The 13,536-nt window shown below is 41.8% G+C and carries 12 protein-coding genes; 11 read left to right on the top strand and 1 reads right to left on the bottom strand.

Going from position 1 to position 13,536, the window contains the following annotated elements; all coding sequences use genetic code 11:
* Positions 1-101 precede the first annotated feature (101 nt).
* From HT715_RS05580 to HT715_RS05600, 5 genes are all read left to right on the top strand, one after another.
* Positions 102-842 (top strand): DeoR/GlpR family DNA-binding transcription regulator, encoded by a 741-nt coding sequence (locus HT715_RS05580; RefSeq protein WP_000920625.1) that lies wholly within the window; start codon positions 102-104, stop codon positions 840-842.
* The gene (gene pfkB / locus HT715_RS05585; protein WP_138704279.1) at positions 839-1,750 is read left to right on the top strand and encodes a 1-phosphofructokinase; all 912 of its coding nucleotides are present in this window, start codon (positions 839-841) and stop codon (positions 1,748-1,750) included. Before HT715_RS05580 ends, pfkB begins: the two co-directional genes overlap by 4 nt.
* Positions 1,747-3,699, top strand: coding sequence for a fructose-specific PTS transporter subunit EIIC (locus HT715_RS05590; protein ID WP_138704278.1), 1,953 nt, complete (start codon positions 1,747-1,749; stop codon positions 3,697-3,699). Before pfkB ends, HT715_RS05590 begins: the two co-directional genes overlap by 4 nt.
* Before the next feature lie 131 nt (positions 3,700-3,830).
* Positions 3,831-4,610 carry a hypothetical protein gene (locus tag HT715_RS05595; protein ID WP_138707234.1) on the top strand — a complete coding sequence of 260 codons (780 nt, stop codon included), beginning with the start codon at positions 3,831-3,833 and terminating at the stop codon, positions 4,608-4,610.
* 138 nt (positions 4,611-4,748) lie between these two features.
* Positions 4,749-7,052: a DNA translocase FtsK gene (locus HT715_RS05600; protein WP_138706747.1), complete on the top strand. Its 2,304-nt coding sequence runs from the start codon at positions 4,749-4,751 to the stop codon at positions 7,050-7,052.
* A gap of 197 nt (positions 7,053-7,249) precedes the next feature.
* Here HT715_RS05600 and HT715_RS05605 read toward each other — a convergent pair whose 3' ends face one another.
* A complete protein-coding gene (locus HT715_RS05605) occupies positions 7,250-7,675 on the bottom strand; it encodes a DUF6556 family protein (protein ID WP_031222983.1) in 426 nt (141 codons plus the stop codon).
* 139 nt (positions 7,676-7,814) lie between these two features.
* Between HT715_RS05605 and HT715_RS05610 the strand changes: the two genes are divergently transcribed.
* From HT715_RS05610 to HT715_RS05635, 6 genes are all read left to right on the top strand, one after another.
* Complete coding sequence (locus HT715_RS05610; protein WP_119919827.1) at positions 7,815-8,957, top strand: cysteine desulfurase family protein; 1,143 nt, start codon at positions 7,815-7,817, stop codon at positions 8,955-8,957.
* A gap of 8 nt (positions 8,958-8,965) precedes the next feature.
* Positions 8,966-10,180 (top strand): tRNA uracil 4-sulfurtransferase ThiI, encoded by a 1,215-nt coding sequence (thiI, locus tag HT715_RS05615; protein WP_138706748.1) that lies wholly within the window; start codon positions 8,966-8,968, stop codon positions 10,178-10,180.
* Between the two features lie 136 nt (positions 10,181-10,316).
* Entirely contained in the window at positions 10,317-11,141 is an 825-nt protein-coding gene (locus tag HT715_RS05620) for an alpha/beta hydrolase (protein ID WP_172922855.1), read from the top strand.
* Positions 11,142-11,161: 20 nt separating this feature from the next.
* Positions 11,162-11,902 carry an esterase family protein gene (locus tag HT715_RS05625; RefSeq protein WP_000546809.1) on the top strand — a complete coding sequence of 247 codons (741 nt, stop codon included), beginning with the start codon at positions 11,162-11,164 and terminating at the stop codon, positions 11,900-11,902.
* Positions 11,903-11,914: 12 nt separating this feature from the next.
* Positions 11,915-13,081 (top strand): ATP-grasp domain-containing protein, encoded by a 1,167-nt coding sequence (locus HT715_RS05630; RefSeq protein WP_001108623.1) that lies wholly within the window; start codon positions 11,915-11,917, stop codon positions 13,079-13,081.
* Between the two features lie 260 nt (positions 13,082-13,341).
* The coding region (locus HT715_RS05635) for a hypothetical protein (RefSeq protein ID WP_345789785.1) at positions 13,342-13,536 on the top strand (195 nt) is incomplete at its 3' end.

Consider the following 13,536-nt stretch of genomic DNA (forward strand, 5'->3'; position numbering starts at 1 on the left):
AAGAAAAATGACAGAATTTGAAGGAAAATGATAAAAAGTGCTTGACTTTGAAAAAAAGTATGATAGAATGAATGGTGTAAACGATAACAGGAGGTGATTCAGTGTTAAAAACAGAGCGTAAGCAACTGATTTTAGAGGAGTTAAATCAACATCATGTAGTTGCTCTTGAAAAATTAGTTAGTTTGCTAGAAACGTCAGAATCAACGGTTCGAAGAGACTTGGATGAGTTGGAAGCGGAAAACAAGCTTCGTCGTGTGCATGGTGGAGCAGAACTCCCCCACTCCTTACAGGAAGAAGAAACCATTCAAGAAAAATCTGTCAAAAACCTTCAAGAAAAGAAGTTGCTGGCTCAGAAAGCAGCCTCTCTCATTAAAGAAAAAGATGTCATCTTTATCGATGCTGGAACAACAACTGCTTTTTTGATTCATGAATTGGTCAATAAGAATGTTACAGTTGTGACCAACTCCATTCACCATGCCGCTCAGTTGGTTGAAAAGCAGATTCCAATTGTCATGGTTGGAGGAAACGTCAAGACGGCGACAGATGCTAGTATCGGGGGCGTTGCTCTTAACCAGATTAACCAATTGCACTTTGACCGTGCCTTTATCGGAATGAATGGTGTTGACGATGGCTATTATACGACTCCTGATATGGAGGAGGGAGCTGTGAAAAGAGCTATTTTGGAGAATGCCAAGCAGACCTACGTCTTGGTGGATTCGTCAAAAATTGGACAAACTTGCTTTGCCAAGGTAGCACCGCTCAAACGAGCTATCGTTATCACAAGTCAAGGGCATGAGCTTTTGCAGGCTATTAAGGAAAAAACGGAGGTAATAGAAGTATGATTTATACAGTCACACTCAATCCATCTATTGACTATATTGTGCGTTTGGACCAAGTTCAAGTCGGTAGTGTCAATCGTATGGACAGTGATGATAAGTTTGCTGGTGGGAAAGGAATCAATGTTAGCCGTGTCTTGAAACGCTTGGATATTCCCAATACTGCGACTGGATTTATCGGTGGCTTTACTGGTAAATTTATCACAGATACTTTGGCAGAGGAAAAAATTGAGACACGTTTTGTCCAAGTGGCAGAAGATACTCGTATCAATGTTAAGATAAAAGCAGACCAGGAAACAGAAATCAACGGAAGGGGTCCAACTGTTGAACCAGCTCAGCTAGAAGAATTGAAAGCTATTTTATCTAGCTTGACTGCAGATGATACAGTTGTCTTTGCTGGTTCAAGTGCTAAAAATCTAGGCAATGTTATCTATAAGGATTTGATTTCCTTGACCCGTCAGACTGGTGCGCAGGTGGTTTGCGATTTTGAAGGACAGACCTTGATTGATAGTTTGGACTATCAGCCACTTTTGGTTAAACCAAACAATCATGAACTTGGAGCGATTTTTGGGGTTAAACTCGAAAGTTTGGACCAAATTGAGAAATATGCTCGTGAGTTACTGGCTAAAGGTGCTCAAAACGTCATTATCTCTATGGCTGGTGATGGTGCCCTTCTGGTAACATCTGGGGGAGCTTACTTTGCCAAACCTATCAAGGGAACAGTTAAAAATTCAGTTGGAGCTGGTGATTCAATGGTTGCCGGATTCACAGGTGAATTTGTCAAATCCAAAGACGCAGTAGAAGCCTTCAAATGGGGAGTGGCTTGCGGAACGGCAACCACCTTCTCAGATGATTTGGCAACAGCAGAATTTATTAAAGAAACATATGAAAAAGTTGAGGTAGAAAAACGATGAAAATTCAAGACTTATTGAGAAAAGATGTCATGTTGCTGGATTTGCAGGCAACTGAAAAAACAGCTGTCATCGACGAGATGATTAAAAATTTGACAGACCACGGTTATGTAACAGATTTTGAAACTTTTAAAGAAGGCATTTTGGCGCGTGAAGCCTTGACTTCTACTGGTTTGGGTGACGGTATCGCAATGCCTCACAGCAAAAACGCTGCTGTCAAAGAAGCGACAGTTCTATTTGCTAAGTCAAATAAGGGTGTTGATTATGAGAGCTTGGACGGACAACCAACAGACCTCTTCTTCATGATTGCGGCTCCAGAAGGTGCCAATGACACTCACTTGGCAGCCTTGGCAGAATTGTCTCAATACTTGATGAAAGACGGTTTTGCTGACAAACTTCGTCAAGCAACATCAGCTGATCAAGTCATCGAACTTTTTGACAAAGCTTCAGAAAAAACTGAGGAACCTGTTCAAGTACCTGCCAATAACTCTGGTGACTTTATCGTGGCTGTTACAGCTTGTACGACAGGTATTGCCCACACTTACATGGCCCAAGAAGCCCTTCAAAAAGTGGCTGCTGAAATGGGGGTTGGTATCAAGGTCGAAACCAACGGTGCCAGCGGTGTTGGGAACCAACTAACATCAGAGGACATCCGTAAGGCTAAAGCTGTTATCATCGCAGCAGACAAGGCAGTTGAAATGGATCGTTTCGATGGCAAACCATTGATCAATCGTCCAGTTGCTGACGGTATCCGTAAAACAGAAGAGCTGATTAACTTGGCTCTTTCTGGGGATGCTGAAATCTACCGTGCCGCTAATGGTGCCAAAGCCGCAACAGCCTCTAACGAAAAACAAAGCCTTGGTGGTGCCTTCTACAAACACTTGATGAGTGGTGTATCTCAAATGTTGCCATTCGTTATTGGTGGTGGTATCATGATTGCCCTTGCCTTCTTGATTGACGGTGCTTTGGGCGTTCCAAATGAAAACCTTGGTAATCTTGGTTCCTACCATGAACTAGCTTCTATGTTCATGAAAATTGGTGGAGCTGCCTTTGGTTTGATGCTTCCAGTCTTTGCAGGTTATGTTGCCTATTCTATTGCTGAAAAACCAGGTTTGGTAGCTGGTTTCGTGGCTGGTGCTATTGCCAAAGAAGGGTTTGCCTTTGGTAAGATCCCTTATGCCGCAGGTGGTGAAGCAACTTCAACTCTTGCAGGTGTATCATCTGGTTTCCTAGGTGCCCTTGTGGGAGGATTTATCGCAGGTGCATTGGTTCTTGCTATCAAGAAATACGTTAAAGTTCCTCGTTCACTTGAAGGTGCTAAATCAATCCTTCTCTTGCCACTTCTTGGAACGATCTTGACTGGATTTGTCATGCTAGCTGTGAATATCCCGATGGCGGCAATCAACACTGCTATGAATGACTTCCTAGGCGGTCTTGGAGGCGGTTCAGCTGTCCTTCTTGGTATCGTCCTTGGTGGAATGATGGCTGTTGACATGGGTGGACCAGTTAACAAAGCGGCTTATGTCTTTGGTACAGGTACGCTTGCAGCGACTGTTTCTTCAGGTGGTTCTGTAGCCATGGCAGCAGTTATGGCTGGAGGAATGGTGCCACCACTTGCAATCTTTGTCGCAACGCTTCTTTTCAAAGATAAATTTACCAAGGAAGAACGCAACTCTGGTTTGACGAATATCATCATGGGCTTGTCATTTATCACTGAGGGAGCGATTCCGTTTGGTGCAGCTGACCCAGCTCGTGCGATTCCAAGTTTCATTCTTGGTTCAGCAGTAGCAGGAGGTCTCGTTGGTCTTACTGGTATCAAACTCATGGCGCCACACGGAGGAATCTTCGTTATTGCCCTTACTTCAAATGCCCTCCTTTACCTCGTTGCTGTCTTGGTAGGAGCAATCGTAAGTGGTGTGGTTTATGGTTACCTACGCAAACCACAAGCATAAAAATTAGATAGAAAATAAAAAGATTGGACCGTTTGGTGCAGTCTTTTTTAAAGAATTTGACAAACAAGTTTTTGAATGATATTCTAAAATAAAACTCATAGAAATGAAAAAACATAATGAGAGTATTTTAAATGAATATAATTGAATTTATTCTGGATTTGGATTGGAAGAAGATAGTAGAATCAATTTTATCAGCTCTATTAGCTTCTGGAATAATCGGTGGTTTTGGTTACTTAGTGACGAAAAAAATTACAAGAGATTTTCGTATTGCAGAAGAAATGAAATCGTATGGATTTAAAGGTGTAGTGGCAAAGAAAAAGCATTCGACTAGAGAGATTAAAAAGTTATGTAAAAATACTAAAAGATTGGATTTACTTTTTATATCAGGTATTGATTTTTTTTCGGAAAATAGAACTGTATTAGAGAATGCTATGAATAATGGAATGAAAATTCGTTTTTTGTGTTCTCAGATCTATACCAATTTTTTATCAGATTTAGAGAAACTTGAGGATAAAGAAGGGTTGCGAAAGTCTGACACAAATATTAGTATCGAAATTGAAGATGTGACTAAAAAATATAGTAAATATGTAGAAAGTGGACAAATGGAAATTCGCTATTATTCAACACAATATCGTTTGCCGTTTATGTTGGTTTATAAAAAAAAGAAAAATATGAAGATGACAAAGGCTTTTTTAAGAGTTACTCTGCCTCCATATAATTGGGAGACCAATTTTGTGTTGATAGGTGAACGTAAAACTACTAAAAAAGATGACTTTTTTAAAACTAATCATGATGAAATAGATTTCATTTCTATGATGGAAAAACATTTCGATTGTGTTTGGGAAGTTGCGGATAGGGAAATAGATAGAAAACAAGAAATAAAAAATACAAATTTCGAAGTGAAATCTTAAAAATCTAAACTTTGAGACTTTGCTTATTTAAATATAATAACAATTACTTTGAATATAATCATGATAAAGAAGATTGGACCGTTTGGTGCAGTCTTTTTCTCTTTTCGAAATGCCTGTGAAATATGGTATAATAGAAAAATGGCAAACAAGAATACAAGTAAAACAAGACGGAGACCGTCTAAAGCAGAACTCGAGAGAAAAGAAGCGATCCAACGAATGTTGATTTCGTTGGGAATCGCGATTTTATTGATTTTCGCAGCCTTCAAATTAGGGGCTGCAGGTATAACCCTTTACAATTTAATTCGCTTGCTGGTGGGGAGCCTAGCTTATCTAGCAATATTTGGCCTCTTGTTCTATCTCTTCTTTTTCAAGTGGATACGAAAACAGGAAGGACTCTTATCTGGCTTTTTCATCATATTTGCAGGCTTGCTCCTGATTTTTGAGGCCTACTTGGTTTGGAAATACGGTTTGGATAAGTCCGTTCTAAAAGGAACCATGGCTCAGGTTGTGACGGATTTGACTGGTTTTCGAACGACCAGTTTTGCTGGTGGAGGCTTGATTGGTGTCGCTCTTTATATTCCAACCGCCTTTCTCTTTTCAAATATCGGCACTTACTTTATTGGTTCTATCTTGATTTTAGTGGGTGCCCTCCTAGTCAGCCCTTGGTCTGTTTATGATATTGCTGAATTTTTCAGTCGAGGATTTGCCAAATGGTGGGAAGGGCATGAGCGTCGAAAAGAGGAACGCTTTGTCAAACAAGAAGAAAAAGCTCGCCAAAAGGATGAGAAAGAGGCTAGATTAGAACAAGAAGAGACCGAAAAAGCCTTACTCGATTTGCCTCCTGTTGATATGGAAACGGGTGAAATTCTGACAGCAGATGTTGTACTTGACGTTCCACCTATACCTGAAGAAGACTGGGTGGAACCAGAAATCATCCTGCCTCAAGCCGAACTTGAATTCCCTGAGCAGGAAGATGGCTCTGATGACGAAGATGTTCAGGTCGATTTTTCAGCCAGGGAGGCTCTTGAATACAAACTTCCAAGCTTACAACTCTTTGCCCCAGATAAACCAAGGGACCAGTCTAAAGAGAAGAAAATCGTCCGAGAAAACATCAAAATCCTAGAAGAAACCTTTGCTAGCTTTGGTATCAAGGTAACAGTTGAACGGGCCGAAATTGGACCATCGGTGACTAAATATGAAGTTAAGCCAGCAGTGGGTGTACGGGTCAACCGCATTTCCAATCTAGCAGATGACCTCGCTCTAGCCTTGGCTGCTAAGGATGTCCGAATCGAAGCACCTATCCCGGGGAAATCCTTAGTTGGAATCGAAGTACCCAACTCTGAGATTGCGACTGTATCCTTCCGCGAACTATGGGAACAATCTCAAACGAAAGCAGAAAATCTCTTGGAAATTCCTCTAGGAAAGGCGGTTAATGGCACCGCAAGAGCTTTTGACCTTTCCAAAATGCCCCACTTGCTCGTCGCAGGTTCAACAGGTTCAGGGAAGTCAGTAGCTGTTAATGGCATCATTGCTAGCATTCTGATGAAAGCAAGACCCGACCAGGTCAAGTTTATGATGGTGGATCCCAAGATGGTTGAGTTGTCTGTTTACAATGACATTCCCCACCTCTTGATTCCAGTTGTGACCAATCCACGCAAGGCCAGCAAGGCCCTGCAAAAGGTTGTGGATGAGATGGAAAACCGCTATGAACTCTTTGCCAAGGTGGGAGTTCGTAATATTGCAGGCTTTAATGCCAAGGTAGAAGAGTTTAATGCTCAGTCTGAGTACAAGCAGATTCCACTACCACTTATTGTTGTGATTGTGGATGAGTTGGCTGACCTCATGATGGTAGCAAGCAAGGAAGTGGAAGATGCTATCATCCGTCTAGGACAGAAGGCGCGGGCTGCAGGTATCCACATGATTCTTGCAACCCAGCGTCCATCCGTTGATGTCATCTCTGGTCTGATCAAGGCCAATGTCCCATCTCGAGTGGCTTTTGCGGTATCATCAGGGACAGACTCCCGTACGATCTTGGATGAAAATGGAGCAGAAAAACTTCTTGGTCGAGGAGACATGCTCTTTAAACCGATTGATGAAAATCATCCAGTTCGTCTCCAAGGCTCCTTTATCTCGGATGACGATGTTGAGCGCATTGTGAACTTCATCAAGGCTCAGGCAGATGCGGACTACGATGATAGTTTTGATCCAGGTGAGGTTTCTGAAAACGACGGTGAATTTTCAGATGGTGAATCTGGTGGTGATCCGCTTTTTGAAGAAGCCAAGGCTTTGGTAATCGAAACCCAGAAAGCCAGCGCATCTATGATTCAGCGTCGCTTATCAGTTGGATTTAACCGTGCGACCCGCCTCATGGAAGAACTGGAGATGGCAGGTGTCATCGGTCCAGCTGAAGGTACCAAACCAAGAAAAGTATTGGAACAATAAAAAAATAGCTTCTTTCCAAGTTTGGAGGGAGCTATTTTATTGGCTATTGATTACTTTTATACTCTTCGAAAATCTCTTCAAACCACGTCAGCTTCGCCTTACCGTATATATGTGACTGACTTCGTCAGTCTTATCTACAACCTCAAAACAGTGTTTTGAGCAGCTTACGGCTAGCTTCCTAGTTTGTTCTTTGATTTTCATTGAGTATTATTTTCTGAAGTTGGAGTATTGGGCTGTTTTTCATTTTCAGTGGCAGGTTTACTTGTAGCAGGTGTAGTAGAGTCCTGAGTTGCTGTTTTCTGATCTTCTTTTTTCTCTTCCTTGACGCTAGATTTTGGCGTTTCCTCTTGTTGTGTTTTTTCTTGACTAGTATTATTTTCCTTATTGGGACTAGTATTTTCCTGAGGGGATTCCTTTTGAATTTCTTTGACAATGGTTGTCGTCGGTGTTGTCGTAGGTTCTTTTTTGGTATTTTTATTATTATCCAAGGCATTCATAATCGTGATAGTCGCAGTAATCAAGCCGAGGATACTACCGATAGTAGTAATGGTTTTTTGAAAAACAGTAAAGCCTTTTTTGATATGTTCTGTTTTCGGTTTTGAAGTTCTACGATAGTTAGACATACATTTTCTCCTTTGATTAAAATTTATTATACCGCATTTCTTTAAAAAAAATCTTAAAAAAAGAGGAATTGCCCTTTCTTGTCGCAGGCTCCGTTTCATGATACAATAGAAGGAGTGATTTTAGAAAGCGTGAGAAAACATGATTTACTTTGATAATTCGGCGACGACCAAGCCTTATCCTGAAGCCCTTGAAACCTATATGCAGGTCGCTTCAAAAATTTTAGGAAATCCATCTAGTCTCCATCGTTTGGGGGACCAGGCAACACGAATCTTAGACGCTTCTCGCCAACAGATTGCAGATTTAATCGGTAAGAAAAGCGATGAAATCTTCTTTACTTCTGGTGGGACAGAAGGGGATAACTGGGTCATCAAGGGTGTGGCCTTTGAAAAAGCCCAGTTTGGCAAGCACATCATTGTTTCAGCCATTGAACATCCAGCAGTCAAAGAATCAGCACTTTGGTTGAAAAATCAAGGTTTTGAAGTGGATTTTGCTCCAGTAGATGAGAAAGGATTTGTGGATGTTGAGGCTCTAGGAGCTTTGATAAGACCTGATACGACCCTCATCTCTATCATGGCAGTAAACAATGAAATTGGCTCTGTTCAGCCCATTGAGGCTATTTCAAAACTATTGGCAGATAAGCCGACTATTTCCTTCCATGTTGATGCGGTTCAAGCACTTGCTAAGATTCCAACTGAAAAATATCTGACTGATAGAGTGGATTTTGCGACTTTCTCTAGTCACAAGTTCCATGGAGTTCGTGGTGTAGGTTTTGTCTATATCAAGTCTGGTAAGAAAATTACGCCACTGTTGACTGGTGGAGGTCAGGAGCGTGATTACCGTTCGACAACTGAAAATGTGGCAGGGATTGCAGCGACAGCCAAGGCTCTCCGTTTATCTATGGAAAAGCTAGATACCTTTAGGAGCAAGACTGGGCAGATGAAGGCAGTGATTCGTCAAGCCCTTCTGGACTATCCAGATATTTTTGTCTTTTCAGATGAGGAAGACTTTGCCCCTCATATCCTGACTTTTGGAATCAAGGGTGTTCGTGGTGAAGTCATCGTTCACGCTTTTGAAGACTATGATATTTTCATCTCAACGACCTCTGCTTGTTCGTCCAAGGCTGGGAAACCTGCAGGAACTCTGATTGCCATGGGAGTAGATAAAGATAAGGCCCAGTCAGCTGTGCGTCTTAGCCTAGACCTTGAAAATGATATGAGTCAGGTCGAGCAGTTTTTGACCAAGCTAAAATTAATTTACAACCAAACTAGAAAAGTAAGATAGGAGCATTTATGCAGTATTCAGAAATTATGATTCGCTACGGTGAGCTGTCAACCAAAGGCAAAAACCGTATGCGTTTCATCAATAAACTTCGCAATAATATTTCAGACGTTTTGTCTATCTATCCCCAAGTTAAGGTAAGGGCAGATCGTGACCGTGCCCATGCTTACCTCAATGGAGCTGATTACACAGCAGTAGCAGAATCACTCAAGCAAGTCTTCGGGATTCAAAATTTTTCTCCAGTATATAAGGTTGAAAAATCTGTAGAAGTTCTGAAGTCTTCTGTGCAAGAGATTATGCAGGACATCTACAAGGAAGGCATGACCTTTAAGATTTCTAGCAAGCGTAGCGACCACAACTTTGAACTCGACAGTCGTGAACTCAACCAAACGCTTGGAGGAGCTATTTTTGAAGCCATTCCAAATGTGCAAGCTCAAATGAAAAGTCCTGACATCAATCTCCAAGTGGAGATTCGAGAAGAGGCAGCCTACCTTTCTTATGAAACTATTCGTGGGGCTGGTGGTTTGCCAGTTGGAACTTCAGGTAAGGGCATGCTCATGCTGTCAGGAGGGATTGATTCACCTGTAGCTGGTTATCTAGCTTTGAAACGTGGAGTGGATATTGAGGCTGTTCACTTTGCCAGTCCACCATATACTAGTCCTGGTGCCCTCAAGAAAGTGCAGGACTTGACCCGTAAATTGACCAAGTTTGGCGGAAATATCCAGTTTATCGAGGTGCCTTTCACAGAGATTCAAGAGGAAATCAAAGCCAAAGCGCCAGAAGCTTATTTGATGACTCTAACTCGTCGCTTTATGATGCGGATTACTGACCGTATTCGTGAGGTACGAAATGGTTTGGTTATCATCAATGGGGAAAGTCTAGGTCAAGTAGCCAGCCAAACCCTTGAAAGTATGAAGGCTATCAATGCTGTTACCAACACTCCCATCATTCGTCCTGTGGTTACCATGGACAAGTTGGAAATCATTGACATCGCCCAGGAAATCGATACCTTTGACATTTCAATCCAACCGTTTGAAGACTGTTGTACCATTTTTGCACCAGATCGTCCAAAAACAAATCCTAAAATTAAGAATGCGGAGCAGTACGAAGCGCGTATGGATGTTGAAGGCTTGGTTGAGCGAGCAGTGGCTGGAATCATGATCACTGAAATCACACCTCAAGCCGAAAAAGATGAAGTCGATGACTTGATTGACAATCTGCTCTAATCAGAAAACGCAAAAGAATAGCGAAAATCAGGAAATAAAGTTAGTTTTTTCTCTAAAAAATAGGTAAAAAACTAACTTTTTTTCTATTTTTATGATATAATGAGATAAAATTTTGAATATAGAGAGTTTTCTGACAATGAATCAATCCTATTTTTATCTAAAAATGAAAGAACACAAACTCAAGGTTCCTTATACAGGTAAGGAGCGCCGTGTGCGTGTTCTTCTGCCTAAAGATTATGAGAAAGACACGAATCGTTCCTATCCTGTTGTTTACTTTCATGACGGGCAAAATGTTTTTTATAGCAAGGAGTCTTTCATTGGTCATTCATGGAAGATTATCCCAGCTATCAAACGAAATCCCGATATCAGTCGCATGATTGTCGTTGCTATTGACAATGATGGTATGGGGCGGATGAATGAGTATGCGGCTTGGAAGTTCCAAGAATCTCCCATCCCAGGGCAGCAGTTTGGTGGTAAGGGTGTGGAGTATGCTGAGTTTGTCATGGAGGTGGTCAAGCCTTTTATCGATGAGACCTATCGTACAAAAGCAGACCGCCAGCATACGGCTATGATTGGTTCCTCACTAGGAGGCAATATTACCCAGTTTATCGGTTTGGAATACCAAGACCAAATTGGTTGCTTGGGCGTCTTTTCATCTGCCAACTGGCTCCACCAAGAAGCCTTTAACCGCTATATCGAGCGTCAGCAACTATCGCCTGACCAGCGCATCTTCATCTATGTGGGAACGGAAGAAGCGGATGATACAGACAAGACCTTGATGGCTGGCAATATCAAACAAGCCTATATCGACTCGTCGCTTCGGTATTACCATGATTTGATAGCAGGTGGGGTACACTTAGATAATCTGGTCTTAAAAGTTCAGTCTGGTGCCATCCATAGTGAAATCCCTTGGTCGGAGAATTTACCAGACTCTCTGAGATTTTTTGCAGAGAAATGGTAAGTTAGAAAAGGAGAAAGCCAATGCATATTGAAAACCTTAGCCACTGGAGTGGTCACCTTAACCGTGAAATGTACCTCAATCGTTATGGATATGCTGGAATTCCAGTTGTGGTCTTTGCTTCATCAGGTGGCAGTCACAATGAATACTATGATTTTGGCATGATTGACGCCTGTGCTTCCTTTATCGAGGAAGGCCGTGTCCAGTTCTTTACCCTATCCAGTGTGGACAGTGAGAGCTGGTTGGCTACTTGGAAAAATGGTCACGACCAAGCGGAAATGCACCGTGCCTACGAACGTTATGTGATTGAGGAGGCCATTCCTTTTATCAAGCATAAGACAGGTTGGTTTGATGGCATGATGACGACAGGTTGCTCTATGGGAGCCTATCATGCACTCAATTTCTTCCTCCAGCATCCAGATGTCTTTACCAAAGTGATTGCTCTCAGTGGTGTTTACGATGCACGTTTCTTTGTCGGCGATTACTACAACGATGATGCTATTTACCAAAACTCGCCAGTAGATTATATCTGGAACCAGAACGACGGCTGGTTTATTGACCGTTATCGTCAGGCAGAGATTGTGTTGTGTACGGGTCTTGGTGCCTGGGAACAAGATGGCTTGCCATCCTTTTACAAGCTCAAAGAAGCCTTTGACCAGAAACAAATTCCAGCCTGGTTTGCTGAATGGGGACACGATGTCGCCCACGACTGGGAATGGTGGCGCAAACAAATGCCTTATTTCCTCGGTCATCTCTATTTATAAAAGGAGTTACCTATGAATTACCTTGTTATTTCTCCCTATTATCCACAAAACTTTCAACAGTTTACCATTGAACTAGCTAATAAAGGCATCACTGTCTTGGGAATTGGCCAAGAACCATACGAGCAATTGGATGAGCCTTTACGCAATAGCCTGACCGAATATTTCCGTGTTGACAATCTTGAGAACATAGACGAAGTCAAACGAGCAGTTGCTTTTCTCTTTTATAAACATGGCCCGCTTGATCGCATCGAGTCTCATAATGAATACTGGCTTGAGCTGGACGCAGCACTCAGAGAGCAATTTAATGTTTTTGGTGCCAAACCAGAGGATATTAAAAAGACGAAATTTAAGTCTGAAATGAAGAAGCTTTTCAAAAAAGCAGGTGTCCCAGTGGTCCCTGGAGCAGTTATCAAGACGGAAGCAGATGTGGATCAAGCTGTGAAAGAAATTGGTCTTCCAATGATTGCCAAACCTGACAATGGAGTGGGAGCGGCCGCCACCTTTAAGCTTGAGACAGAAGACGATATCAATCACTTCAAGTCTGAGTGGGATCATTCAACTGTTTATTTCTTTGAGAAATTTGTCACCTCTAGCGAAATTTGTACCTTTGATGGTCTTGTGGACAAGGATGGTAAAATTGTCTTCTCAACAACCTTTGATTACGCCTATACACCGCTTGATCTCATGATTTACAAGATGGACAATTCTTATTACGTTCTCAAGGATATGGATCCTAAATTACGTAAATATGGTGAGGCAATTGTCAAGGAATTTGGCATGAAAGAACGGTTCTTCCATATTGAGTTCTTCCGTGAAGGGGATGATTACATCGCCATTGAGTACAATAACCGCCCTGCAGGTGGTTTCACTATTGATGTTTATAACTTTGCTCATTCCTTGGACCTCTACCGAGGCTATGCGGCGATTGTAGCAGGAGAAGAGTTCCCAGCGTCAGAATTTGAACCGCAGTATTGTTTGGCTACTTCTCGCCGTGCAAATGCTCACTATGTTTATTCTGAGGAGGACTTGCTTGCCAAATACAGTCAGCAGTTCAAGGTTAAAAAAATCATGCCAGCGGCCTTTGCGGAACTTCAAGGAGATTACCTGTATATGTTGACAACTCCTAGCCGACAAGAAATGGAGCAGATGATTAAGGACTTTGGTCAGCGTCAGGCTTAAGAGACTATCGGATTAAGGAAATTCACTCCCTTAATCCTTTTGTTTTGTCTGATAAAAAATAAGAGCATCCTAACAAGGTAGCTATCATAAAACTTGTTCGATAACTATTTGAAGCAGGATTAGGTGGTCAGAAATTGAATTTTAATATTTCAATTGAGTCATAGTATTATGTTTTTGTATCCTTAAATCAGCTAAAAGGATTCATGACGACACCTATATGATATAGTTTTCAAGATACCAAACAAGTCTATTAATACTCAATGAAAATCAAAGAGCAAACTAGGAAGCTAGCCGCAGGTTGCTCAAAATACTGTTTTGAGGTTGTAGATAAGACTGACGAAGTCAGCTCAAAACATGGTTTTGAGGTTGTGGATAGAACTGACGGAGTCAGCTCAAAACATGGTTTTGAGGTTGTGGATAGAACTGACGAAGTCAGTTACCTATACCTACGGCAA

The sequence above is a fragment of the Streptococcus sp. 4155 genome (assembly GCF_013276695.1).
Taxonomy (GTDB): Bacteria; Bacillota; Bacilli; order Lactobacillales; family Streptococcaceae; genus Streptococcus; species Streptococcus pseudopneumoniae.